The sequence below is a fragment of the Paraburkholderia phymatum genome, assembly GCF_038900715.1.
Lineage (GTDB): Bacteria > Pseudomonadota > Gammaproteobacteria > Burkholderiales > Burkholderiaceae > Paraburkholderia > Paraburkholderia phymatum_A.
Genome location: NZ_JAYMRZ010000006.1, coordinates 202,776 through 226,929, shown reverse-complemented (window position 1 = coordinate 226,929; position 24,154 = coordinate 202,776). Strand labels below are relative to the sequence as shown.

General features: G+C 64.2%; 22 protein-coding genes. 3 read left to right on the top strand and 19 right to left on the bottom strand.

All coding sequences use genetic code 11. The features are described 5' to 3' along the window. Window positions 1-378: 378 nt before the first annotated feature. The 17 genes from flhA to flhD form a co-directional block, all read right to left on the bottom strand. Window positions 379-2,481: a flagellar biosynthesis protein FlhA gene (gene flhA, locus VSR68_RS14060; RefSeq protein ID WP_342940424.1), complete on the bottom strand. Its 2,103-nt coding sequence runs from the start codon at window positions 2,479-2,481 to the stop codon at window positions 379-381. Continuing rightward, on the bottom strand, window positions 2,478-3,686 hold the full coding sequence (gene flhB, locus VSR68_RS14055; protein ID WP_342940423.1) for a flagellar biosynthesis protein FlhB: 1,209 nt from the start codon (window positions 3,684-3,686) through the stop codon (window positions 2,478-2,480). The genes flhA and flhB overlap by 4 nt, the downstream gene beginning before the upstream one ends. 227 nt (window positions 3,687-3,913) lie before the next feature. Next, complete coding sequence (locus VSR68_RS14050) at window positions 3,914-5,200, bottom strand: DUF3443 domain-containing protein (protein WP_342940422.1); 1,287 nt, start codon at window positions 5,198-5,200, stop codon at window positions 3,914-3,916. A gap of 16 nt (window positions 5,201-5,216) precedes the next feature. Then, the gene (locus VSR68_RS14045; RefSeq protein WP_342940421.1) at window positions 5,217-5,768 is read right to left on the bottom strand and encodes a DUF2844 domain-containing protein; all 552 of its coding nucleotides are present in this window, start codon (window positions 5,766-5,768) and stop codon (window positions 5,217-5,219) included. Between the two features lie 517 nt (window positions 5,769-6,285). Continuing rightward, a complete protein-coding gene (cheZ, locus tag VSR68_RS14040; protein ID WP_342940420.1) occupies window positions 6,286-7,005 on the bottom strand; it encodes a protein phosphatase CheZ in 720 nt (239 codons plus the stop codon). A gap of 1 nt (window position 7,006) precedes the next feature. Beyond that, the gene (cheY, locus tag VSR68_RS14035) at window positions 7,007-7,402 is read right to left on the bottom strand and encodes a chemotaxis response regulator CheY (RefSeq protein WP_342940419.1); all 396 of its coding nucleotides are present in this window, start codon (window positions 7,400-7,402) and stop codon (window positions 7,007-7,009) included. A 73-nt stretch (window positions 7,403-7,475) separates the two neighbouring features. Then, window positions 7,476-8,570: a chemotaxis response regulator protein-glutamate methylesterase gene (locus tag VSR68_RS14030; RefSeq protein ID WP_342940526.1), complete on the bottom strand. Its 1,095-nt coding sequence runs from the start codon at window positions 8,568-8,570 to the stop codon at window positions 7,476-7,478. A gap of 5 nt (window positions 8,571-8,575) precedes the next feature. After that, window positions 8,576-9,394 carry a chemoreceptor glutamine deamidase CheD gene (gene cheD, locus VSR68_RS14025; RefSeq protein WP_342940418.1) on the bottom strand — a complete coding sequence of 273 codons (819 nt, stop codon included), beginning with the start codon at window positions 9,392-9,394 and terminating at the stop codon, window positions 8,576-8,578. Then, a complete protein-coding gene (locus VSR68_RS14020) occupies window positions 9,391-10,332 on the bottom strand; it encodes a CheR family methyltransferase (RefSeq protein WP_342940417.1) in 942 nt (313 codons plus the stop codon). Before VSR68_RS14020 ends, cheD begins: the two co-directional genes overlap by 4 nt. 136 nt (window positions 10,333-10,468) lie before the next feature. Next, window positions 10,469-12,268 carry a methyl-accepting chemotaxis protein gene (locus VSR68_RS14015; RefSeq protein WP_342940416.1) on the bottom strand — a complete coding sequence of 600 codons (1,800 nt, stop codon included), beginning with the start codon at window positions 12,266-12,268 and terminating at the stop codon, window positions 10,469-10,471. A 151-nt stretch (window positions 12,269-12,419) separates the two neighbouring features. Further along, the gene (locus VSR68_RS14010; RefSeq protein ID WP_090870538.1) at window positions 12,420-12,944 is read right to left on the bottom strand and encodes a chemotaxis protein CheW; all 525 of its coding nucleotides are present in this window, start codon (window positions 12,942-12,944) and stop codon (window positions 12,420-12,422) included. A gap of 36 nt (window positions 12,945-12,980) precedes the next feature. After that, window positions 12,981-15,293 (bottom strand): chemotaxis protein CheA, encoded by a 2,313-nt coding sequence (cheA, locus tag VSR68_RS14005; RefSeq protein ID WP_342940415.1) that lies wholly within the window; start codon window positions 15,291-15,293, stop codon window positions 12,981-12,983. Between the two features lie 78 nt (window positions 15,294-15,371). Beyond that, on the bottom strand, window positions 15,372-15,734 hold the full coding sequence (locus tag VSR68_RS14000; protein WP_090870542.1) for a response regulator: 363 nt from the start codon (window positions 15,732-15,734) through the stop codon (window positions 15,372-15,374). A gap of 69 nt (window positions 15,735-15,803) precedes the next feature. Then, window positions 15,804-16,973, bottom strand: a complete 1,170-nt coding sequence (gene motB / locus VSR68_RS13995) for a flagellar motor protein MotB (RefSeq protein WP_342940414.1) — start codon at window positions 16,971-16,973, stop codon at window positions 15,804-15,806. A gap of 27 nt (window positions 16,974-17,000) precedes the next feature. Further along, a complete protein-coding gene (gene motA, locus VSR68_RS13990) occupies window positions 17,001-17,861 on the bottom strand; it encodes a flagellar motor stator protein MotA (RefSeq protein ID WP_342940413.1) in 861 nt (286 codons plus the stop codon). A 168-nt stretch (window positions 17,862-18,029) separates the two neighbouring features. Beyond that, a complete protein-coding gene (gene flhC / locus VSR68_RS13985) occupies window positions 18,030-18,641 on the bottom strand; it encodes a flagellar transcriptional regulator FlhC (protein WP_342940412.1) in 612 nt (203 codons plus the stop codon). A gap of 150 nt (window positions 18,642-18,791) precedes the next feature. Beyond that, window positions 18,792-19,112, bottom strand: a complete 321-nt coding sequence (gene flhD / locus VSR68_RS13980; protein WP_087736326.1) for a flagellar transcriptional regulator FlhD — start codon at window positions 19,110-19,112, stop codon at window positions 18,792-18,794. 666 nt (window positions 19,113-19,778) lie between these two features. Between flhD and VSR68_RS13975 the strand changes: the two genes are divergently transcribed. After that, a complete protein-coding gene (locus tag VSR68_RS13975; RefSeq protein WP_342940411.1) occupies window positions 19,779-20,843 on the top strand; it encodes a glycosyltransferase family 4 protein in 1,065 nt (354 codons plus the stop codon). 295 nt (window positions 20,844-21,138) lie between these two features. Here the strand turns inward: VSR68_RS13975 and VSR68_RS13970 are convergent, their stop codons facing one another. Further along, window positions 21,139-21,441 (bottom strand): H-NS family nucleoid-associated regulatory protein, encoded by a 303-nt coding sequence (locus VSR68_RS13970; protein WP_090870554.1) that lies wholly within the window; start codon window positions 21,439-21,441, stop codon window positions 21,139-21,141. Between the two features lie 287 nt (window positions 21,442-21,728). On the opposite strand from VSR68_RS13970, the gene aqpZ reads away from it, so the two are divergent. After that, the gene (gene aqpZ / locus VSR68_RS13965) at window positions 21,729-22,478 is read left to right on the top strand and encodes an aquaporin Z (protein ID WP_342940410.1); all 750 of its coding nucleotides are present in this window, start codon (window positions 21,729-21,731) and stop codon (window positions 22,476-22,478) included. Between the two features lie 359 nt (window positions 22,479-22,837). Next, window positions 22,838-23,158 (top strand): hypothetical protein, encoded by a 321-nt coding sequence (locus tag VSR68_RS13960; RefSeq protein ID WP_342940409.1) that lies wholly within the window; start codon window positions 22,838-22,840, stop codon window positions 23,156-23,158. Window positions 23,159-23,329: 171 nt separating this feature from the next. Here VSR68_RS13960 and VSR68_RS13955 read toward each other — a convergent pair whose 3' ends face one another. Continuing rightward, window positions 23,330-24,151: a Cof-type HAD-IIB family hydrolase gene (locus tag VSR68_RS13955; protein ID WP_342940408.1), complete on the bottom strand. Its 822-nt coding sequence runs from the start codon at window positions 24,149-24,151 to the stop codon at window positions 23,330-23,332. Window positions 24,152-24,154: the final 3 nt, after the last annotated feature.

Here is a 24,154-nt window from a genome sequence, read left to right as displayed (position 1 = left end):
TTCCCGATGAGATGAATTATTGCGAAAGACGTCCACCGTCCATCGGGCAATAAAGACGGTGAAACGCTGGCAATTCACGCATTCGGCGCCCGCTCCGGACGCCGGGAACGATCATTGAAGCCCGGCCGATCCGATCGGCGACGCGCGCCGCTGACCAACGCCAACGGGCGCGAAGCCTTGCGTATCAAGGCGTCGCCCGCGTCAACCCAAAGAGGCCGGCGTTCGGATCGGACTCGCTGTCCGCGAGACAGCGGCAAGAAATGCCGTGGCGATCCTTGCAATCGCGACGATCGCGGCGATCGCGGCGATGCCGGCGATCATCGCGAGTCGCCGCGAACGGACCGTATGGACCGCACGCGAACGCGCTCAGCCTCAGCCTCACCCCTGCATGCCGACCACGTTGACGACCCGCACATGCCGCGTATCGGGCACTTCCGCGTATGACAGCACCTTCAGCTGCGGCAGGCTGCGTCGCAGGAAGCGCGCGAGCATCGCGCGCAGCGAATGCTGGACGAGCATCACGGGCGCGAGACCGATGTTCTGCTGGCGCGTCATCGCCTTTTGCGTCTCCATCAGCAGCGTGTTCGCGAGACCGGGTTCGAGGCCGGGGTTCGCGCCCGTGTTGAGGGCCTGGCTCAGGAGCCGCTCCAGATGCGCGTCGAGTCCCATCACCTGGATGTCGCCATTGCCGGGGAACCACTGCTGCGTGATCGCGCGTCCCAGCGCGAGACGCACGGCCGCCGTGAGATCGTGCGGATCGGTGAACTTCGGCGCGTGCTCCGACAGCGCTTCGAGGATCGTGCGCATATCGCGGATCGGCACGCCTTCTTCCAGCAGGTTCTGCAGCACCTTTTGCAGCGTCGCGACGGGGATCACCTTCGGCACGACATCGTCGACGAGGGGCGCCGCGTCCTTCTGCATCCGCTCGATCAGCGCCTGCACTTCCTGGCGGCCGAGCAGTTCCGCCGCGTGCGTGACGACGAGGTGATTCAGGTGAGTCGCGACGACCGTGCTCGAATCGACCACCGTGTAGCCGTACACCTGCGCCTGTTCCCGCATGTTCGTGTCGATCCAGATCGCGGGCAGGCCGAACGCCGGGTCCTGGGTCGGCGTGCCGGGCAGCGCGGCCGTGACCTGACCGGGATTGATCGCGAGCCATTGGCCTGGATACGCCTCGCCGACGCCCACTTCGACGCCCTTGAGCGCGATCCGGTAGCCGTTCGGACGCAGTTCCAGGTTGTCGCGGATATGAATGACAGGCGGCAGGAAGCCGATTTCCTGCGCGAACTTCTTGCGGATGTTCTTGATGCGCTTGAGCAGTTCGCCGTCGGAATTCTTGTCGACGAGCGGGATCAGCCGGTAGCCGACCTCGAGACCGAGCGCGTCGATCATCGTCACGTCGTCCCAGCTGGCTTCCGCCGCTTCCGACGGTGCGAGCGCCTGCGGCACGACATCGACGAGCGCGGCCGCCGACTTGCTCTGCGCGGCGCGCTTCTTCATCATGCGGCCGAGCTGGATCGCGCCGCCGCCCAGCAGCAGAAACGCGAAGTGCGGCATGTTGGGGATCAGGCCCATCAGCACGAGGATCGAGCCCGTGATCGTCAGCACGCGCGGGTTCGTGAAGAGCTGGCCCGTCAGTTGGGTGCCGATGTCTTCGTCGGTCGCGACCCGCGACACGATCACGCCCGCCGCCGTCGAAATGACGAGCGACGGAATCTGCGCAACGAGGCCGTCGCCGATCGTGAGCAGCGTGTAGGTCTTGCCCGCGTCGCCGAAGTCCATGCCGTGCTGGACGATGCCGACGATCAGCCCGCCGATGATGTTGATCACCATGATCAGCAGGCCGGCGATCGCATCGCCGCGCACGAACTTGCTCGCGCCGTCCATCGAGCCGTAGAACTCGGCCTCCTGTGAGATTTCCGTCCGGCGCTTGCGCGCCTGTTCCTCGTTGATCATGCCGGCGTTCAGGTCGGCGTCGATCGCCATCTGCTTGCCGGGCATCGCGTCGAGCGTGAAGCGCGCGGACACTTCCGCGATACGCCCCGCACCCTTCGTGATCACCATGAAGTTGATGACCATCAGGATGACGAACACGACGATGCCGACCGCGAAGTTGCCGCCGACGAGGAAGTGACCGAACGCCTCGATCACGGCGCCCGCCGCGCCCGGCCCGGTGTGGCCTTCGAGCAGCACGATACGCGTCGACGCGACGTTCAGCGACAGCCGCAGCAGCGTCGAGAACAGCAGCACGCTCGGGAACGCAGCGAAGTCGAGCGGCTTCATCGTGTACATGCTGACGAGCAGCACCATCACGGAAAGCGCGATGTTGAACGTGAACAGCAGATCCAGCAGGAACGGCGGCAACGGCAGGATCATCATGCCGAGGATCATGCAGATCAGAAGCGGGCCCGCCAGTGCCCGCAGGTTGGTGCCGTTCAGCGCTTCCGGCCGTCGTGAAAGGAAACCCGCGCGGGCGTTCATGCTGATGCTCCGTTACCTTGAGTGTCGCCGCCGAGCGCGTCGGCGGCTTCCTGGTCCGCTTCGTCGTCGGGCACGCCGCCCTTGTCCAGTTCCGGCGGAACGTCGAGCTCCGTCGGCGCGACGGGCGCGACGCCGCCGTCTTCCTTGAAGCGGCGCAGTTGATAGACCCATGCGAGCACTTCCGCGACGGCGCCATACAGCGCGCCTGGAATCTCGCGATTCAGTTCGACGTTGTGATAGAGCGCGCGCGCGAGCGGCGGCGCTTCGAGCAGCGGAATGTTGTGCTCCGTCGCCAGCTCGCGGATGCGCGCGGCCACGAGGTTCACGCCCTTCGCGACGACCTTCGGCGCGCCCATTTCGCCGTCCGTGTATTGCAGCGCGACGGCGAAGTGCGTCGGGTTCGTCACGACGACGTCGGCTTTCGGCACGTTGGCCATCATCCGGCGGCGGGCCATCGCGCGCTGCTGCGAACGCAGACGCGCCTTCACGTGCGGGTCGCCTTCGCTCTCGCGATGCTCGCGCTTCACTTCTTCCTTGGTCATGCGCAGCTTCTTGTGGAACGACCACACCTGATACGGCACGTCGAGCGCGGCGATCACGAACATCCCGGCGACCGTCATCGCGCAGCATACGGCGACCAGATGGCCCGCGTTCGACAGCGCGATGTGCAGCGGCTGTGTCGCGAGCGCGAGGAAGTCGTCGCGCTTGTGCCAGATGGCCAGTCCGCCGATCAGCCCGACAACGATGATCTTCGCGAGCGACATCCCGAGCTGGATCGTCCCGTTGATCGAAAAGATGCGCCCGAATCCCGCGACGGGATTCAGTCGCCCGAAATTCGGCGACAGCGAACTGGTCGACAGCAGCCAGCCGCCGAGCGCCATTGGCGCGAGCAGCGCGGCGAGGCCCGTCAGCACCAGCAGCGGCAGCAGCACATAGAAGCCTTCACGCGCGATGGCGCCCGCGCTGGGCAGCGCGCGCTTCGTATCGAAGACGGTGTCGTGATTGAACGTGAACGCCGCGCGCAGCATCGCCTGCACGTGGTCGCCGATCATGCCCGACATCGCCCACGTGCCGAGAAACCCGGCTGCGACGAGCGCGAACGTCGCCAGTTCCCGCGAACGCGCGACCTGCCCCTCCTCCCGCGCCTTGCTCAGGCGCCGGGGGGTGGCTGATTCGGTTTTTTCGAGGTCGCTATCCTCTGCCAACGTGCTCTCCGGCTGCAAGGGCACCATGCCCTTTTTCAGTCAGAGCGATTATTCCCGCAGACGTCGAGCGGCGATTGGCGGATAAAGGCGGGGAAAGGGGGGTATTTCAAACGATGGGGCGGCACGAACATGCGCCGCTCAGGGACGCGGAAGCGGAAGAACGCCGCATTCGTTCGACGCGCCGGCCGGCCCGCGAGGCAGCGGGCCGGCGCGCGATCACGACGACATCAGAACGCGACGAACGGCGCCTGCCCGCCCGACGCGCGCTTGTCCATCCCGTAGTAGACATGGCGGCCGAAGAAGAACGGCAAGCCCAGATCGAACGCGCTCAACGAGCCGATCTGCCCGCCGAGGTCGTTGAACGCGAAGTTGCTTCCGGCGCTCAACAGGTTCTGCGTATTCGCGACGTTGAGTGGCACGTCGCCCGTCACGCCGTTCGCGCCGACGAGCGTGACCGTGCGTTGCTGCGTCGTGCCCGGACAGTAGAACGATGCCAGATTGCCGGTGCACAACGGCATCGAACCGTCCTGGAAGAAGTAGCCGTTCGAGCCGCTGTCCATGAACGTATTGGTCGTCGCGCCGTTGAACTTGCTGTTGACGAGATCGCCGGACGCATCGGTCGTAAAGGTCGTGATCCCCTGTTCCTGGCCATTGTTCGACTGCGTGCCGATGCCGAACACGACCGTCCCTGTCGCCGATGCCTGGCCGCTCGCTGAGATGGGCGCCATCTGCACGATCACGCCGTTGTTGTCGGCGGGGAAGTTAGGCACTGGGTTGGCCACCTGCTTCTCCCGCTCCGCGAGCGTGCGCACGCAGTTCGCGCCGTTGCACGCGTAGTAGTTACTGAACTGCGCGACGTTGGCCTGGACCGAGCAGGCCGGTCCGCAATCGACGGGCGCCACGCCGATGCCGACGATGCCGTTCGCGCCCAGCGCCTGCGCGGTGTTCTCGGCCGCGCCGTTTACGCAGCCGCCCGAGGGTATCGTCGCTTCGGGCAGGTCGCCGATCACCTGGATCGGAATGTTGCTCGCCACCTCGCCGCTGATCTGCACCGTCGCCGTGCGTGTCGTGCCCCACGTGAAGCCGTCGGCGAAGTGCGTGCACTCGGCGAGCTGTCCGCCCGCCGTCGCCTGCTGGATGGGCAGCGCGCTCGAAAGCGAGCCCAGCGCGGAATTGACGATGCGCACGCCGAAAGAGCCCGTGTCGAGCAGCACATGGTCGACGACCGTGCAGTTGGCGGCGTTCGTCGGGTCGCAGATCTTCATGCTGACCGTCGGTATGTTGATGAGGTTCGCGACGCCGCGGTCCACCGTCACGGCCACCGTGTTCGGCGCGTTGGCGGCAATCGGCTGCTGGCTGGGTCCGTTGTTGGCGCCCGACGAGGACGACGAACTTCCGCCCCCGCCGCCTCCGCCGCCGCCGCATCCGGCGACGAATGCCGTCATCGAGACGACGCAGATGGCGAGCACCGCCTTTACGACGTGGATGGACTTCTCGATCTTCGCAAATCGCATGATTCGTCTCCCGTCGTCACTTGATATCGGTGCCGCTTACGCCGGCCGGCAGTGCCTGCGGCAGGTAAGCCTGGCCGGAGAAAGCGCCCATATGGCCGCCCGAATGCACGACGAGCCCGTTGTCCTGCACGATGCCGGGGCCGTGTCCGCCGCCGCGCAACTGGCGTGCATTCGTCACGCCCGCCACGTATTGCGGGAAATAGCTGCCGAGCAGGTCGGAAAGGTCGGGCATTTGCGGCCCGCTCCATGCGAGACCGAAGACGCTGCCCGCCGTCGAGATGTACTCGCGCACGACAGTGCCGTTGCCGAGCGTGGTTTCTCGCACCGTGTACGACGGGGAGGTGCCGGCGGAAGAAGACGAAGCAGACGCGGCGGAGCCGGCGGACGCGCTGCGCATCACGGCGACGCCGGACGGCACGGGCACCGTCTGGGTCGTCGCGCCGGCGGGCGGCGTCATCGGGCTGCCGCCCAAGGCGGCGCTGGCGGGCGGCGAAACGAGCAGGCCCGGCAGCGCGCAACACAATCCAAACGCTGAAAAGACAGCGGCACGGCTAAAGCTAATCGACATGGTTTTATTCCTCCCCCCAATCGACACCGTACAGTGCCAGCAGTTCACGGACCCGGGTTGTTCATTCAGGAGAAAACGACGCGGCGGCGCACGCGGGCATCGTGCGTCCGACGGCGCCGAGCGCCGTCAAGCACCATCCTCCCCGGTCCGTAGTATGACAGCCGTTGATGAAGTGGCGCGGTGCGCGACCGCACGAACGGGCGTGCGGCGATGCAGTGAGCATCGATGCGGAAGGTGTCGAAGCGGGCGCTCACGGCTTCGCGCGAGGCCTGAAGCGGACGCCCGGGTGGGCGTTCGCGGACGGGATCGAAGGAAAAGACCCGGCTCGTATTGGGCGGCAAAGGACGCTGGGAAACGCTTCGAGCGGCGCGGCAAGACGTGCGGGCCGCAGCAGCGGGCCGGCCGGCCATGTGCGGCCGGCCTCAGACGAAGCCCGGCAACCTGGAACAAGCAGAACGCCTCAGAAGCAGCCCGGCAACCTGGAAGAAGCAGACCGCCTCAGAAAAAGCCCGGCGCCCTAGAAACCCAGGCTGGCAAGCAGATCGTCGACCTGGCTCTGGTCCTGCAACACGTCGGGCTTGCCTTCCGGATTGATCTGCGGACCGTTCAACAGGCTCTGCGGGCTCCCCGTCGGCGAGATTGGGTCGTGCTGGGCTTCCGCCACGAGTTGCGCCGCCGTCGCCGCGAACTGCTCGCGCCGCTCGGCCGCGATGTTGTCGATCAGCACGCCGAGAAGCTGTTGCTCGATCAGGTACACGACGTCCGTGATCTTCTTGATGACCTGGCCCGTCAGATCCTGGAAGTCCTGCGCCAGCATGATTTCGAGCAGTTGGGCGTTGGTCGCCGACGTGATTTCGGGCACGCCGCGCAGGAACGCGCGCGTGTCGTTCATCAGCGCGCGCACTTCCTCGCGCTCGATGGGGGCCGAGTACCACTGCTCCCAGCGCGCGTCGAGAGCGGCCGCGTCCTGCTGCAACTGCTCCTGCATCGGCTTCGCGACTTCGATCGACGACAGCACGCGCTCGGCCGCCTGCTCGGTCATCGTCGCGATGTATTTCAGACGGTCGCGAGCGTCCGGCACCGCTTCCGCCGCGCGCTCGACGTGCTTGTCGATCCCCAGCTCGCGCATCGAATCGCGCAGCGTGCGCGTGAGCTGTCCGATGCGTGCAAGGATGCGGTCGGTCGCGAGGTCGGTGCCGTCTTCCTTGGCGCCTTGCTCGTTGATCGATGGGTTCACATCAGCTCCCGGCTTTCGCCATCTTCTCGAGGATCTTGTTGAGCTTCTCGTCGAGCGTCGCGGCCGTGAACGGCTTCACGACATAACCGCTCGCGCCCGCCTGAGCGGCAGCGATGATGTTTTCCTTCTTCGATTCGGCCGTGACCATCAGCACGGGCAGATGCGCGAGCGACGCATCGGCGCGGATTTCCTTGAGCATCGCAAGGCCGTCGAGATTCGGCATGTTCCAGTCGGAAATCACGAAGTCGTAGCTGCCGCTGCGCAGACGCGCGAGGCCCGCCGCGCCGTCTTCCGCTTCGTCGACGTTCGAGTAGCCCAGTTCCTTCAACAGATTGCGGACGATCCGGCGCATCGTCGGAAAGTCGTCCACAACCAGAATCTTCATTCCCTTATCCATGTCCTGTTCCTTTTTCCAATCCAGATGGCGCGGTCACTGGCCCATCTCAATCACTTACTTGGCCGAGGCCGCATCATACGCGCTGAACGCGATCACCCATTGCAGCAAGACGCGCCATCACGCGCCGGCTCATTTCCGAAAGCGGCGCGATCTCGTCGGCGGCGCCCATCGCGATCGCCTCGCGCGGCATGCCGAACACGATGCAGCTCGCTTCGTCCTGCGCGAGCGTATACGCGCCCGCCTTGCGCATGTCGAGCAGGCCCGCCGCGCCGTCGCGCCCCATGCCCGTGAGAATCACGCCGACGGCGTTCTTTCCGGCATGCAGCGCGGCCGAGCGGAACAGCACATCGACAGACGGACGATGCCGGTTGACGGGCGGGTCGTCTGAGAGATGCGCGATATAGTTTGCGCCGCTGCGGGCAAGCAGCAGGTGAGCGTGACCGGGCGCGATATACGCATGTCCCGGCAGCACGCGTTCGCCGTGCTCAGCCTCTTTAACGGTAATCCGGCACAAACCATTAAGGCGTTGCGCGAAAGATTTTGTGAATCCGGGCGGCATGTGCTGCGCGATCAGCACGGCGGGCGCATCGGGGGGCAGCGGCATCAGCACTTCGCGGATCGCTTCCGTGCCGCCCGTCGACGCGCCGACGATAATCAGCTTTTCCGTCGACACGAGCGGGTTGTTGAAGAGCGGCGCGTGCGTCGCGGCGGCCGCAGCGGCTTGACCGGCTGCGGGCGCGTGATGGGCGGGCGCGGCCTGGCGCACGCGCGCGCGGGCAGCGGCGCGCACCTTGTCGGCGAGCTTTTCCGCGTATTCGAGCATGCCGTCGCGAATGCCGACGCGCGGCTTCGTGACGAAATCGACGGCGCCCAGTTCGAGCGCGCGCAGCGTGATTTCCGAGCCGCGCTCCGTCAGCGACGACACCATCACGACAGGCATCGGACGCAGGCGCATCAGCTTTTCGAGGAAGTCGAGGCCGTCCATGCGCGGCATTTCGACGTCGAGCGTCAGTACGTCCGGGTTGTGCTGCTTGATGAGTTCGCGCGCGACGAGCGGATCGGGCGCGGTCGCGACGACCGTCATGTCGGGCTGGCCGTTGATGATTTCCGTCATCAGGCTGCGAATCAGCGCCGAATCGTCGACGCACAGTACCTTGATCTTTTGCACAGCGCTCACGCCTCCTCTACCGTCCTGGCGTTGTTTGATTGAGTCGGGCGCGCGGACGCGCCGAATAATTCGATGCGCGGCTTCGCGCCCGCCGGACGCGCTGCACCCGCATTCGGGCTTGTTGTCGGATTTCCCGCCGGATTTGCCCCGGCCGATGCGTTCGCGCCGAACAGCTCGATGCGCGGCTTGCCCGCAGCGGGCGCCGCGAACAGCTCGACGCGCGCGCGCGCCTTTGCGAGTCGCTCGGCACGCGCTTCGGCCGATTGCCGCGCGAGCGCCTGCTCGCGTTCCGCGACGCCGGCTTCCTGTTGCAAACGCAGCTTCTTGACCATCACCTGGCCCGTGCGCGGCATGAACGCGACTTTGCGCGGATGGTTGCCTTCCAGGTCTTCGGCGACGATGGGAATCTTTTCCAGCGCGAGATAGCGGCGCACGAATGCGGAGTTGCGGTCGCCGATGTTCATCGTCGTCATGCCCGCGAGCACGGCCGCGCCGCCGAACACCTTCGCCTCGAAACGCTCGCGGCGGCCACCCGCCTTGATCAGCTCGTTGATCAGCACTTCCATCGCGTAGGCGCCGTAGCGCATCGAGTCGGAGGCGGCCTGCGCGACGTCGGCGCCGTCGTCGGGCAGCATGAAGTGATTCATCCCGCCGATACCCGCCGTGCGATCCTGGATGCAGGCCGCCACGCACGAGCCGAGCACCGTGACGAGCACCATGTCCTCGTTCGTCGTGTAGAACTCGTTCGGCAGCAGCTTGACGCCGGGGCGCTTGAAGTGATTGTCGAAATAGAGATTCGTTGCGATCGGCAAAGTGCTGCTCATGCGGGCACCCCGCTCGTCGCGCCGTGGCTCGCCGCACGATGCGCCGGGCGCGCAGCGCCTGCATCGCGAGTCAGCTCATAGACGGTTTGCCCGCGCAGACGGAACGCCTGCGTGACATACGTGAAGTTCTCCGAGTGGCCCGCGAACAGCAGGCCGCCCGGCTTCACGAGCGGCTCGAAGCGCGAGAGCACCTGCCCTTGCGTCGGCTTGTCGAAATAGATCATCACGTTGCGGCAGAAGATCGCGTCGAACTGCGTGTTCAGCCTGTAGTCGCGCTCGGTCAGATTCAGTTGCTCGAAGCGGATCATCGCGCGCAGCTCGGGACGCACCTTCACCATGCCCGCATGCGCACCCGTGCCCTTCAGGAAAAAGCGCTTGAGCCGTTCCTGCGACAGGTGCTTGACCTGATCGAACTGATACATGCCTGCCTCGCCTTTGGCGAGCACCTGCGTGTCGATGTCGGTTGCGAGCACGCTCGCGTGGCGTGCGGCCTGTTCGCCGAGCGCTTCGATCAGCGTCATCGCGATCGAATACGGCTCCTCGCCCGTCGATGCCGCCGAGCACCAGACCGACACGGGCCCCGGCCGGCGCGCGGCGAAGTCGGCGAGAATCGGAAAGTGATGGGCTTCGCGAAAGAACGCGGTGAGGTTCGTCGTGAGCGCGTTCGTGAACGCTTCCCACTCGGCGGGATCGTTGTCCGATTCGAGGAGATCGAGATATTGCCGAAACGAGTCGATGCCGCGCGCGCGCAGACGCCGCGCGAGCCGGCTATACGCCATGTCGCGCTTATGATCCGACAGCGAAATGCCCGCGCTGCGATGAATCAGCTCGCGAATGCGGGCAAAGTCCGCCGACGTGAATTCGAAATCGCGAGCCTGTTCGCCGGATTTCGTCGGCTCTGCCCGTTCAGGGCGCGGTTGCGCGCGCGTTGCCATCATGATGTTTTCCGTCTGCCACAGCGAGCGCCGCACCGCCCGTCGATCCTGCCCTTGCCGCTGTTGCGTTCAATGTTGCCTGCGTTGTCGCCGGCACTGCGTGATGTGCCGGCAGTCTGATCTATCCATGTGTCGTTCGTCAGAACGTTTCCCAATCGGCGTCGGACGTGGAGGCCGCGCTCGCCGTCTGACGTGCGGCGGGTTCCGCCGACGTCAACGGTGTCTTTCTGACGGCCGGCTCGACGCGCGACGGCGCTGCCGCTTCCGCCTTTGCGACGACCGGCTGCGCGGGCTTCGCCGCCTGCGCGACGGCGGCCTTCACACGGCTCTTCGCTGCGTTCGCGGACGGCGTGGCCGCCGCGCGCGCTGCTTGTGCCGTTTGCGCGCCATTCACGCGCCAGTGCCCGATCGCCGTCTGCAACGAGCGCGTCTGCTCTTCGAGCGACGCCGCCGCTGCCGCCGCCTGCTCGACGAGCGCCGCGTTCTGCTGCGTCACTGCGTCCATCTGCACGACGGCGCGGTTGACCTGCTCGATGCCGCCCGATTGCTCTTCCGATGCCGCGCTGATCTCGCCCATGATGTCCGTCACGCGGCGCACGGCCTGCACGATTTCGTCCATCGTCGTGCCCGCGCGGCCGACGAGCGCCGAGCCGCCCTGCACCTTGTCGGCCGAGTCGCCGATCAGCTCCTTGATTTCCTTCGCCGCGCTCGCGCTGCGTTGCGCGAGGCTGCGCACTTCGCCCGCGACGACCGCGAAGCCGCGGCCCTGCTCGCCCGCGCGCGCCGCTTCGACGGCCGCGTTCAGCGCGAGAATGTTCGTCTGGAACGCGATGCCTTCGATCACGCTGATGATGTCGACGACCTTGTTCGAGCTGCTCGCGATGTCCTGCATCGTACTGACCACCTGGCTCACCACTTCGCCGCCGCGCGTCGCGATGTCCGACGCGTTCACCGCAAGCTGGCTCGCCTGGCGCGCGTTCTCGGCGTTCTGGCGCACCGTGCCCGTCAGCTGCTCCATGCTGGATGCCGTTTCCTGCAGCGAGGCCGCCTGCTGTTCCGTGCGCTGCGACAGGTCGGTGTTGCCCATCGAGATTTCGCGCGCGCCCGTGTCGATCGACTCGACGCTCGCGTGCATCGACTTGAGCATCGCCGACAGGCTTTCCTGCATCTGGCCGACTGCCCGGAAGAGGCGGCCGATTTCATTCGTGCCCGACGTGTTCACCTGCTGCGTCAGGTCGCCCTTCGAAATGCGCTCGAAGCACGCGATCGCATCGTTCAGCGGCTGCACGATCATGCCGCGCAGCGCGAAGCGGATGCCGATCACCATCACCACTGCGAGCGCCACGACGCCGATGATCAGCGCGCGCATCGTCGCGATCTGCTCGGCGGCGTTCTCCTGCTGTTGCTCGGCGTGCGCTTGCAATCCCCTGACCATCGGGCTCACGGCGTCGTCATACGCGACGAACATCGGGCTGATCTTCGTGTCGGCGATCGCGTGATAGCCGGACAGGTCGCTTGCGCGCAGCGCGGCCAGCTCGGGCGTTACGCCGTCGTTCATCAGCGCCGCGCGCTTTGCGACCACGGCGTCGACCAGCGATTGATCGACGCCCTTCTTCGGGGTGTTCAGGAACGCCTGCCAGTTTTCGTTCGATTTGCCGAGCAGGAATGCCGCACGGTCGATAGCCTGCTTCGACTGTTCGATCTCGCCCTGCGCCGTCAGCGCGTTGACGCGGTCGAACGTGACGCGCGCGCGCAGCAGGTACGACGACGAATCGTTCAGCGTGCGGATCGCCACGATGTCGCCGTGCGCCATGCCGTCAAGCGCGTCGCCCGAGTGGCTCAGCGCCGTGAACCCAAGCGCCCCGACGATCACTGTCAGCGCAACGAGAATGATCCCCACGACGGTCAGCGTCGTCCGGATCGACCATCTGCTCAGCATTTTCTGCTCCCTGATTTTGCTGTACCGAAGCTGGCGCCCTGGCGCTCGCTCCGGTTCCCTGCACGGTTGTCGATCAGAAGTCGGCGCTTCAGCGCGTCCTCTGGTCCCATGCATGGCTGTCGTTCTTGCTGCGTTCCTGCGGCCCGCGTGATTAGCCGAGCGTTTCGATCAATGCCATTTCCCGGCTGGTCATCAGCTTTTCGATGTCCATCAGGATCAGCATGCGGCCATCGACAGTGCCGAGGCCCGTCAGATATTCCGCCGTCAGCGTCGCGCCGAATTCCGGCGCGGGCATGATCTGATCGTTGGCGAGCGTCAGCACGTCGGAGACACCGTCCACGACCATGCCGACCACGCGGCCCGCGACGTTCAGAATGATCACGACGGTCTGATGGTCGTACTCGACGCGGCCGAGGTGAAACTTGATGCGCATGTCGACGATCGGCACGATGATGCCGCGCAGATTGATCACGCCCTTGATGAAATCCGGTGCGTTCGCGATGCGCGTCACGCTCTCGTAGCCGCGGATTTCCTGCACCTTCAGGATGTCGATGCCGTACTCTTCGGCGCCGAGCGTGAAGATCAGGAACTCCTGACCGCCCGCATCGGCCTGCGCGTCGCGGCGGCCGTTCGAGCCGGCCACGCCGCTCGAATTGATGGATTGGACTTCTGCCACGTTAGCCCCCAAAAAACGGTTGGGATGAGTTGAATGTCAGGCGAACGCCAGCGACGCGCCGTGCGACGCCCGCGATTCGCGATTGAGTGCCGCCACGTCCACGATCAGCGCGACGCTGCCGTCGCCGAGAATCGTCGCCGCGGAAATGCCGTGTACCTTGCGGTAATTCGTTTCGAGGTTCTTCACCACGACCTGCTGCTGGCCGACCAGTTCGTCGATCAGCATCGCGAACCGGCGTCCTTCCGTCTGCATGATGGTGACGATGCCCTGCGTCGGATCGGTGCGCGCGCCGTCGACCGAGAACACTTCGTGCAGCGCGACGAGCGGCAGATATTCGCCGCGCACGCGCACGACGCGCTCGCCGTTCGCAACCGTGTAGATATCGTCGGCTCGGGGCTGCAGCGACTCCATCACGAAGTTCAGCGGCAGGATGAAAATCTCGCTGCCCACCTTCACCGACATGCCGTCGAGAATCGCCAGCGTGAGCGGCAACACGATGCGCGTCGTGCTGCCCTTGCCCGCATGCGACGTGATTTCGACATGGCCGCCCATCGACTGGATGTTGCGCTTCACCACGTCCATGCCGACGCCGCGGCCGGAGACATCCGTCACCTGCTCCGCCGTCGAGAAGCCCGGCAGGAAGATCAGGTTCCAGACTTCTTCGTCGGTCATCGTGTCGCTGACGGCCATGCCCTGCTTGACGGCCTTCGCGAGAATCTTGTCGCGGCGCAGGCCCGCGCCGTCGTCGCTCACTTCGATCACGATGTTGCCGCCGTGATGCGCCGCCGACAGCACGAGCTGGCCCGTCGAATCCTTGCCTGCCGCCTTGCGCGCCTCGACCGTTTCGATGCCGTGGTCGAGGCTGTTACGCACGAGGTGCGTGAGCGGATCGATGATGCGCTCGATCAGGCTCTTGTCGAGTTCGGTCGCCTGACCGAAGGTGACGAGTTCGACCTGCTTGCCGAGCTTCGCCGCCAGATCGCGCACGAGACGCGGGAAGCGGCTGAAGACGTAATCCATCGGCATCATGCGGATCGACATCACGGCTTCCTGGAGATCGCGCGCGTTGCGCTCCAGTTGCGCCATGCCGTTGAAGAGGCGATCGTGCAGCGCCGGATCGAACGTGCTGGTGGTTTCCGCGAGCATCGCTTGCGTGATCACCAGTTCGCCGACGAGGTTGATCAGCTGGTCGACCTTCTCGACACCCACGCGGATCGAACTGCCTTCGCCCGCATTCGCGGCAGCCGCCGGACGCGCCTTGCGATCGCCTTCGGCGGATGCGTGCGCGGCCTTCGCTGCGGCCGCTGCCGGCTGCTGCGCCTCCGCTGCGGGTGCAACGATTGCGGCTGCGGCAGGCTGAACGGCCTGCTCCATAGCCGGTTGAGCGGCGGGCTGCGCAGCCACGGCAGGCGCCGCCGCAACGGAAACCGCCGCTGCTGCAACGGCCGGCTGCACGACTGCGGCAGGCGCCCCCGCGCCGCCGCTCGCCATGCCCCCCGCAGATGCCTGCGCAACGGGCGCGGCTTCAGGCGCGCGAGGCGCGTCCTGTTCCACGTCGTTGGCCGGCGCCGCGCCGCGGCCTATCTCGATCTGACTTTCGTCGATCACGAAACAGCACACGGCAACTATGTCGTCGGACGACACATCGGAATCCAGCCACAGCGTGATGTCGCCGCCTGTCTTCACCTGCCCGACGATTCGGCCCAGGTTGCCCAACTCTTCGGTCAGGAGTGCCTGGTCCTTTTCCCCAACGCCCCGTAGCGTAATTTTCAGATGGGCTCCTGCGGCCGCATCGGATGGCGCAGCGCCGGTCTTTGCCGGTTCGTTGCCTGCCCATTCGCCTGCGGCTTCTACTGCCTGTTCGACCACGTGTTCCGGCGCATGCCCGTTCGCGGCGACTTGCGCGACGGCCGGCGCCGCCGGTGCCGGTGCCGCGGCTTGCGCGGGCGCCTCGCCGCGATTTTCCGCGTTCAACCGTTCGAGCTTCGCGCAGATCGCGGCCGCGACGGCCGCATCCGGCTCGGCGCTTGCGCGGTAATCGGCGAGCTGGCCCGAAAGCACGTCCTTCGTTTCGAGGAACGTGTCGATCATGTCCTTGCGCAGCACGAGTTCGTTGTTGCGCGCGCGGTCCAGCAGCGATTCGAGAATGTGCGTCGTCTCGGTCAGCGCGGTGAAGCCGAACGTCGCCGCGCCGCCCTTGATCGAGTGGGCCGCGCGAAAGATGGCCGCCAGATCCTCGGGATCGGGCTGGCCGACGTTCAGATTCAGGAGCAACTGCTCCATCTGCGCGAGCAGTTCGTCCGCTTCGTCGAAGAACGTCTGATAGAACTGAGTGATGTCGAGTGTCATGCCTGTGTCACCGCGAAAGTCCTGTCTGGCTTGCTATGCCACTTCCATTTGTCGTTTGCCGCCTGCCCGCCGCCGCGCTCACGCGAGCGCCGCGACCAGCTCGGTCAGCATGTCGGGGTCGAGCGGCTTTTCGATCCAGCCCGTCGCGCCCGCGTCGCGTGCTGCTGCCTTGAACGGTTCGCCGGATTCCGTCGTCAGGACGAGGATCGGCGTCGTGCGATATGCCGGGTTGCCGCGCAGCGCGGCGATCAGGTCGAGGCCGGTTCTGCCCGGCATGTGCTGATCGGTCAGCACGAGATCGAACGGCATCGCCAGCGCGTTTTCGAGCCCTTCGTCGCCGTCGGCCGCGAGCGTCACCTGATAGCCGGCACCCGTCAGCGTCGCGGCAAGGATTTGCCGCATCGCCGCCGAATCGTCGATTGCCAGAATGTGCCTGATCATTCCATCCTCACTGCGCTCACGATGGATCGCGGCTGCGCATTCCGGCGCGCGTCCGCGATCCGCTGTCTGTCATTGCGTCGCCGTTGCAGGCGCCGCGCCCTTGCCAGCCACGCTTTGCTCGACCACGGCCGTTTCGACCGCGCCGTTCTCTTGCGCGTCAGGCGCTGCGGCCTGAAGCGAGGGCGGCGGCGAAGCGGATTGCAGGCTGGGCTTTGCTCCGTTCACACCGGATCGCAAGGCGGGTTGCGGCCCGGATTGCTGACCTTGTTGCGGAGCGGGTTGCGTGATCTTTTGCAGCAGCGGCTTGCCGGCGCCGGCTGCGTCGTTCGACAAGGTGGTCGACGACGTGTCGTCGTGCATCATGGCTTCTTCCGACCGCTTGTTCAGCACGATGATGCTGATGCGCCGGTTCTCCGGATCGAGCGGATCGGCCTTGTTCAGGTTCTGCGTCGACGCGAGGCCCAGCACGCGCAACACCTTGGTCTCGTCCATGCCGCCCGCGATCAGCTCGCGGCGCGATGCGTTCGCGCGGTCCGCGGACAGCTCCCAGTTGCTATAGCCCTTGTCGCCGCCCGCATACGGCACGGCGTCGGTGTGGCCCTGCACGACGATGCGGTTCGGCACGTCGTTCAGCGTATTGCCGATCGCGCGCAAAATATCGCGCATGTACGGCTGCACGACGGCCTGCGCGGTCGCGAACATCGGCCGTTTCTGCGTATCGACGATTTCGATGCGCAAGCCTTGCAGCGTCGAGTCGATGCGAATCTGCTGCTTGAACTGGCGCAGCACGGGGTTCGCTTCGATCGCGGCCATCAGCTTCACCTGCAGGTCGTGCAGGCGCACCTGCTCGTGGCGCTCGACGGCGCCCTGCAACTGCTGCATCGCCTGGTCGTCGGCCCGCATCGCCGTGTGCTCGGCGCGGTTCGTCGAGCCTTCGCTCTGACGCGTGATGCCGTCCTTGTCGGTCGAAATGTCGCGACCGCTCGCCTTCATCGTGCTCGAATCGACGGCGCTGCGGTCGCCACCCCACAGCGTGATCTTTAGCGGCTGATTGAAGTAGTCGGCGATGCCCTTCAGCTGCACCGTCGATGCCGAACTCAGCAGCCACATCAGCAGGAAGAAGGCCATCATCGCCGTCATGAAGTCCGCATACGCGAGCTTCCACGCGCCGCCATGATGGCCGTCCTTCTTCGGCGCGGCGCGCTTGACGACGATTGCGCGGTCCTTGTCCTTGGCCATTGCCCGATTCCTCGCCCGTGTCCGCCGTTACTTCGCCTTCACGCGGCGCACGTGTTCTTCCAGCTCGGCGAACGACGGGCGTTCGGTCGAGAACAGCACCTTGCGGCCGAATTCGACGGCGATGGCAGGCGCATAGCCGTTCAGGCTCGCGAGGATCGTGACCTTGATGCACTGGAACATCTTGGTCGACTCCTTGACGCGCTGCTCGGCGACGCTCGCGAGCGGACTGATAAGGCCATACGAAAGCAGAATGCCGAGGAACGTGCCGACCAGCGCCTGCGCGATCATTTCGCCGAGCACGGCGGGCGGCTTGTCGGCGGAAGCCATCGTGTGCACGACGCCCATCACGGCCGCGACGATACCGAACGCGGGCATCGCGTCGCCGACCTTCATCAGCGCGTGCGCGGGCGCTTCGCCTTCGGCGTGATGCGTTTCGATCTCTTCGTCCATCAGGCTTTCGATCTCGAACGCGTTCATGTTGCCGCCGACCATCAGGCGCAGATAGTCCGTCAGGAATTCGACGATGTGATGGTCCGCAAGGATCTTCGGGTACTGCGTGAAAATCGGGCTCTTCTGCGGATCGTCGATATCCGCTTCGAGCGTGAGTGTGCCCTCCTTGCGCGCCTTCGCCAGCAGGACGTAAAGGAGCGCCATCAGCTCCATATAAACGTCCTTGTTGTACTTGGCGCCCTTGAACAGCGTCGGAATCACGCGCAACGTAGCCTTGATCGTCTTCATCCCGTTGCCCAGGATGAACGCGCCGAGACCCGCTCCAGCGATCATCAGCACTTCGACGGGCTGCATGAGCGCGCCCAGATGGCCGCCCTCCAGCGCATACCCGCCGAAGACGGACAACAGCGTAACGAGTGTTCCCACGAAAATCAGCACTGCCGAGCCCTCACGAAAGTCGACGGAGACCGTCGTTATTCAGGTTTACGGCAAACGGCTGGAAAACTTTGGGGGATTGGGATTCGGTGCGGGACGGTGTTAACCAGAGGACGCGAAAGCGCATGCAATTCAGCCGCCACGCGTGCAGATCAGCTGCGCGGCGCGCGCTCACGCGGACGCCTCGGCGCCGCCCGGCAGGGCTTCTGCGGGCGCGCTGGACAGCTTGCCGACGGCCGCTTGCGTTGCACCGCCGTGGGTGCCAGCGGCTTTGCGGGTCTTGCCGGCGCGCGACGGCGGCGCGCACAGGCCGCATACGAAGCCTTGACGTGGATCATGCGCATGGGCGACAAAATGTCCGCGACAGCGGGTGCAGGGCGTCGTCTGCAGCATGCCGGAGTCGAAGAAGCGCACCAGCGTCCACGCGCGGGTGAGACTGAGCACCGGCTCGTCGAGATGCAGCCGCACGTGTTCGAGATACAGCCGGTACGCCTTGACGATCGAGTGGATCGTCTCGCAGCCGCCCCGCTGCGACATGAACCGGTAGATGTTGTAGAACAGCGAAGCGTGAATGTTCGGCTGCCAGGTCGTGAACCAGTCCGTCGAGAACGGCAGCATACCCTTGGGCGGCGACTCGCCCTTCACTTCCTTGTACAGCCTGGTGAGCCGGTCGCGCGACAGCGTTGTTTCCGCTTCGAGCAATTGCAGGCGCGCGCCGAGTTCGATCAGTTCAATCGCCAGGGTGATCTCCCTGACTTCGAGCATCACGCTTTTTTGTGCCATCCGCCTCGCTTCCCGCGTCCGTGGCCCGTCTCGCCTTTTAGGCGCGCGATGCGGCGCGCTCCGGCGGGAACGGTGAAAGAGCGCCGTCGCCGGCGCGCGTAGGATTGCGTCTGTCTGCGTGTCTGCGGCGCGTGTGCGCGCCGGCCGGCGTCAGCCGATCTGCTCGACCGGCTGTCCAGCCATCAGGATGGCGGAGTGCGCCTGGGCGACGACACTCGCTTTGCCCTTGTCGGCAAGCGACGAGAGGATCTGGTGATCGTCGAAGCGGAAGCGGCACAGCAACTGGTTCGACGCAGCGAGTTTGACGGTCTGCGCGAGCGACAGATTGGCGAGCACGTCGGCGAGCTGCTCCGAGATGCCCATGCGAAACATGCCCATTGGCTTGTCTTCGCGCAGCAGGCGCTGGGCAAGCAACAGATACGACAAGTTCACTTCCCTAATTTCATTGAGCATGTCGCTTTGAGCGCTCATGAATCCCCCGGTTCGAACTGGCTGGTCAGGCCTATGTAAAACGTTTGCTCGCTCGCGTTAAAAAAATGCGAACGGCACGCTTATGGTCAGCATGCATTTTCTCGAAAGGGCCAGCCGATGGGAATCGGACATCCGCCTCAATTGGTTGACGGAAAAATCCAGAATTTCTGTAGGTCTTTTTCCTACAAATTTTCGACGCGGGATCTGAAGCGGCATAGAAGCGCATTGAAAGCGCGAGCCGGCTGCACGCAAGTGCGTGCAAAAAGATTGGGAAGCGGATTATGCGCTCATATCTGAAAGCCGACCAAGCGATTTTGCGCCGATACGTTCGGCAATGCACAATAAGGTCGGACGAAAGCATGGCGCAACATGCTGCGATATCTGGCGCAAAGTACGGGGGATATTGTCTGGATGTTCTTCCCGGCGAGCATTCCGGTACGATCCGTACACTTATTACGCATCATGTTTCGCGCTGTAACAACGTTAAGTGTTTGAAAAATAGCTCGAATTGGCGCGCCCGATCCCGATAATGGGACCTAGGGATAACCCGATTGGGTTTCCTGCGACGGGCGGCGGCACACCGCGCCCAACCGTCCGACAGGCTTCCGCTTTTTGCCACACGACAAGGCAGCGCGGCGCGAAGCCGTTTGCAAAAGGAGATCACGCATGCGAATCGCACAAATCGCGCCGTTGTATGAAGCTGTCCCACCGAAACTCTATGGCGGCACAGAACGCGTCGTGTCGTATCTGACCGAAGCGCTGGTCGATCTGGGTCACGATGTGACACTTTTCGCGAGCGGCGATTCAATGACGTCCGCCAAGCTCGAGCCCGCGTGGCCGCGCGCGCTGCGTCTGGATCCGACGATCCGCGACGCGCTCGCCCCGCACATGCTGCTGCTGGAGCGGGTGCGCAAGATCGCGCACGAGTTCGACGTGCTGCACTTTCACCTCGACTATCTGCCGTTCCCGCTCTTTTCGACGCTGGACACGCCGTTCGTGACGACGCTGCACGGCCGTCTGGATCTGCCGGAACTGCAGCCGGTGTTCGACACGTTCACGGACGCACCCGTGGTCTCGATTTCGGATTCGCAGCGTCTGCCGCTGCAGCAGGCGAACTGGCTCAACACGATCTATCATGGCCTGCCGGACCAGCTGCTCACGCCGCAAAGCCACAAGAAGCCGGAATACCTGGCGTTCCTTGGCCGCATCTGTCCGGAAAAGCGCGTCGATACAGCCATCAAGATCGCTGCACAAAGCGGTTTGCCGCTGAAGATCGCCGCCAAGGTGGACAAGGTCGACCAGGAATACTTCAAGCGGGAAATCGAACCGCTGCTGTCGCAGGCTCACGTCGAATTCATCGGCGAAATCAACGAGGCGCAGAAGCCGGAGTTCCTGTCGGGTGCGAAGGCGCTGCTGTTCCCGATCGACTGGTCGGAGCCGTTCGGCCTCGTGATGATCGAGTCGATGGCATGCGGGACGCCCGTGATCGCGTTCAATCGCGGCTCGGTGCCCGAAGTGATCGACCACGGCGTGACGGGTTACATCTGCGAGGACGTGCAAGGTGCCGTGGCGGCGCTGCAGCGAATCGACGAACTTTCGCGCACTGAGATCCGCTCGCAGTTCGAACGCCGCTTCAGCTCGAAGATCATGGCGCAGAACTACGTCGACAGCTACACGGCGCTCCTCGAAGCAACGCGCCGCCCGGTGCTGCGTCGCGTGGCGGTGGGCTGATCGTTATCGGTCAACTCTGCCGGAAGGCGTATTGGACACGTAAATTATTCAGGTCAATCGTTTGCGCGACCGTTCTGCCTTCGATTCGAATCGCTTCAAGAAAAAAGCCGCCTCCCCGGGCGGCTTTTTTATACCGGTCAATCCAAACTGCGCCAGTAGTGGAAGCGCTTTCTTAAATGCTTTTTAGCGCAATCAGTGGTTCCGCGGACCTGTAACGCCTTTGTGCGCATTTAACCGATCAGCACGTGGCGCATTCAGCCTGATCACCTTCAAGTGGCCTTCATCGTCTGACTGATTACGCCTCGCCGATCAGAAAGCGCTCGCGATTTTTGCCGGCAATCCATTTGGGCGGCTTTCCCCGGCCGCTCCACGTGCTCCCGGACTTCGGATCCTGATACTTGGCGGGCAGCGGCGCCTTCTTGGGCGGGCGCCCGCGGCGGGCCGCCTCCACAAAACCGAGGTCATTCGCGCTCAGTCCGTATTCCGCGATTTTCTGGCGGATCTCGGCAATCACATTGCCGACTTCATGACGGCGCGCTTCGTCGGCTTCTGCCTGCAAGCGAGCGATTTGCGCCTTGAGATCTGCGTATTGCGACATTTGGGCTCCCCTCTTTTTTCTAAAGTGGTTAGCACGGAGATTAGCCGGTGCAAACGAAATTCGCAATGGAGATGAATGCGTCTATCAAAAGTTTTTGTCTGAGTAATTTATTAAATCCGGTTGAATCGTTCAAAGAGCAGCCGGTTTATCACGAAATAATTCCGCGTTCGTGAATGACAATTCTTGACAGTCCCTTTTGTCAACGGTGCTTAGAATTTCCGCTCGCAAGCGCCTGTCGCCCGCGTTTCCATTCTTGAATTCCCACGCACTTATTAGGATTGCACACGATGAATCTCTTCAAGCGCCTAGCGGCGGAGCTGTTCGGCACCTTTTGGCTCGTTCTCGGCGGCTGTGGTAGCGCCGTCCTCGCGGCAAACTTTGCGGGTCCTGTTCACGGCCTCGGCATTGGCTTCGTGGGCGTGTCGCTCGCGTTCGGCCTGACCGTTCTGACGATGGCTTATGCCATTGGCCATATTTCCGGTTGTCATCTGAATCCCGCGGTGAGCGTCGGGTTGACGGTCGCCGGCCGCTTCCCGGCACGCGACCTCGTGCCGTACATCGTCGCGCAAGTGCTCGGCGCGGTGCTCGGCGCCTACGTGCTGTCGGTCATCGCTTCGGGCAACGCGGACTTCCATCTGGTCTCCAGCGGTTTCGCGAGCAACGGCTATGGCGACCGCTCGCCCGGCCACTATGCGATGCCGGCCGCATTCGTCTGCGAAACGGTGATGACGGCATTTTTCCTTTTCGTCATTCTCGGCTCCACCGACAAGCGCGCGCCCGCCGGCTTCGCACCCATCGCGATCGGCTTGTGCCTGACGCTGATTCACCTTGTCTCGATTCCCGTCACCAATACGTCGGTGAATCCGGCGCGCTCGACGGGTCCGGCGCTCTTCGTCGGCGGCGCTGCCGTCGACCAGCTGTGGCTCTTCTGGGTCGCGCCGATTGTCGGCGCCGTGATCGCGGGCATCGTGTATCCGCTCGTCGCAGGCGACGCCCGTCAATCCGTAGACGCGCAAGCTACGAGGGTCACTGCCTGAGGTCCGTTTGCTTGTCCGTCTAATAGAAAACGGGGCGCTGCGGCGCCCCGGTTTTGTTTGCGGGCGCGGCGCTCCGCATTAATAGATGGTTCAAATGTAAGGCAGGTTTACGGTCGCATTTACTGCATCGGTATGAGCGATTCGGCTGAGGGAAGATCCAGCCTGCTTTGGCCCGTGAGGACGGGCCGGCGTGGCGCGCTGACCCGGGCATGTCGGCATCGGCTAATCCGACGTTGGAAGAGCTTTCGCGGTGCGCATTGCATGCTTTCACTTCGTAACAACCTGTCGCAGTCCCGCCCACAGACGACGCGTAGATTGAACCTGTACGGCAAACACGCCGCATTCACAGGAGAAGCAACATGAAGCGCATCGTCACTCACATGCTCGTCGCAGCTGGCCTCGCCGCTGGCGCATGCGGTGTCGCACAGGCGCATACGAATCTGAGCATCGGCTTGTCGCTCGGCGCGCCCGCTCCGGCGTACGTGGCACCGGCGCCCGTGTACGCGGCTCCGCAACCCGTCTATTACGGCAACCGCTACTGGGGCGACCATCGCTATGACGGCTATCGACGCGACCGCGACTGGAACCGCGGCCGCGGCTGGGATCACGACAACCGCTGGAATGACAACCACGGCAACCACTGGAACGAGAACGGTCGCGGTTGGGGGTATCACGACTAAGGCCTTTGCGAGGCCGTGATCGAGGGATCGACGCGATTCCGATATCGCCGATGCCGGGTAGCATCTCTCGGCGACAGCTCGGGGGCACTCAAACACCGATTCCTCCACGCCTTCACATGGCGCGCGTCCCAAAATGGGCCGCGCGCCGTGTGAATCGGATGCGTTACGGGCTTACGCAGTCAATTCATCATCGAGTTCGAAGAGCTTGCGAAGGTGATACGCGACGCCTGCTTCGAAGTTGTTGCCGATGCGCGGCACGTTCGGCAGACGCGCGATCAGATCGGGATTCGCGTTGTTCATCATGAACGGATGGCCGGCCGTTTCGAGCATGTCGATGTCGTTCATGTTGTCGCCGAACGCGACACACTTCGCAGCCGGCACATTCAGCCGCTCGAGCACGACCTGCAACGCGCGCCCCTTCGACACGTTCGCCGTCATCACTTCGAGACAATCCGGCAGCGAGTAAGTCACGTACAGCGTCTCGCCGAATGTGCGCTGAAGATTGGCCGCCACTACGGCGAGATCGTTCGGGTCGCCGATGTAAAGCGCCTTCGCGATGTCGGCGCCGTCGTGCTGCTGCAGATCGATCACGTTATATGTGAAGCCCGAGTCCTGGTGATAGCGCAGCAGGTGCGGAGCATCGCGGTCGATCAGCCATTCGCGGTCGGCGAACAGGTTGACGATCACGCGTCCATGCTCGCCCGCGATCTCCCGCTTGACCAGTTGCTGGACGACGTTCGGATGCAGATCGTCGGCGAATATCATTTCATCGTCAGGCGCATGGACGCGCGCGCCGTTCGACGTGATCAGATACGGCCGGATGCCCAGTACGTCACGAATGCCAGCGACATCGCAATAGTGGCGCCCGGTAGCGATCACGATGGGCACGCCCTGCGATTCGAGCGCCCGCATTGTGCTGATCGTAAAGGGATCGACCTGATGGTTGCTGTTCAGCAGCGTTCCATCGAGGTCACTCGCGATAACTTTGTACATGGG

Excerpts from the sequence above, each read along its gene's own strand:
- flhA (WP_342940424.1), bottom strand. The coding sequence starts at position 2,481 with ATGAACGCCCGCGCGGGTTTCCTTTCACGACGGCCGGAAGCGCTGAAC.
- VSR68_RS14050 (WP_342940422.1), bottom strand. The coding sequence starts at position 5,200 with ATGCGATTTGCGAAGATCGAGAAGTCCATCCACGTCGTAAAGGCGGTG.
- VSR68_RS14045 (WP_342940421.1), bottom strand. The coding sequence starts at position 5,768 with ATGTCGATTAGCTTTAGCCGTGCCGCTGTCTTTTCAGCGTTTGGATTG.
- cheY (WP_342940419.1), bottom strand. The coding sequence starts at position 7,402 with ATGGATAAGGGAATGAAGATTCTGGTTGTGGACGACTTTCCGACGATG.
- cheD (WP_342940418.1), bottom strand. The coding sequence starts at position 9,394 with ATGAGCAGCACTTTGCCGATCGCAACGAATCTCTATTTCGACAATCAC.
- VSR68_RS14020 (WP_342940417.1), bottom strand. The coding sequence starts at position 10,332 with ATGATGGCAACGCGCGCGCAACCGCGCCCTGAACGGGCAGAGCCGACG.
- VSR68_RS14015 (WP_342940416.1), bottom strand. The coding sequence starts at position 12,268 with ATGCTGAGCAGATGGTCGATCCGGACGACGCTGACCGTCGTGGGGATC.
- cheA (WP_342940415.1), bottom strand. The coding sequence starts at position 15,293 with ATGACACTCGACATCACTCAGTTCTATCAGACGTTCTTCGACGAAGCG.
- VSR68_RS14000 (WP_090870542.1), bottom strand. The coding sequence starts at position 15,734 with ATGATCAGGCACATTCTGGCAATCGACGATTCGGCGGCGATGCGGCAA.
- motB (WP_342940414.1), bottom strand. The coding sequence starts at position 16,973 with ATGGCCAAGGACAAGGACCGCGCAATCGTCGTCAAGCGCGCCGCGCCG.
- flhC (WP_342940412.1), bottom strand. The coding sequence starts at position 18,641 with ATGGCACAAAAAAGCGTGATGCTCGAAGTCAGGGAGATCACCCTGGCG.
- flhD (WP_087736326.1), bottom strand. The coding sequence starts at position 19,112 with ATGAGCGCTCAAAGCGACATGCTCAATGAAATTAGGGAAGTGAACTTG.
- VSR68_RS13975 (WP_342940411.1), top strand. The coding sequence starts at position 19,779 with ATGCGAATCGCACAAATCGCGCCGTTGTATGAAGCTGTCCCACCGAAA.
- VSR68_RS13970 (WP_090870554.1), bottom strand. The coding sequence starts at position 21,441 with ATGTCGCAATACGCAGATCTCAAGGCGCAAATCGCTCGCTTGCAGGCA.
- aqpZ (WP_342940410.1), top strand. The coding sequence starts at position 21,729 with ATGAATCTCTTCAAGCGCCTAGCGGCGGAGCTGTTCGGCACCTTTTGG.
- VSR68_RS13960 (WP_342940409.1), top strand. The coding sequence starts at position 22,838 with ATGAAGCGCATCGTCACTCACATGCTCGTCGCAGCTGGCCTCGCCGCT.
- VSR68_RS13955 (WP_342940408.1), bottom strand. The coding sequence starts at position 24,151 with ATGTACAAAGTTATCGCGAGTGACCTCGATGGAACGCTGCTGAACAGC.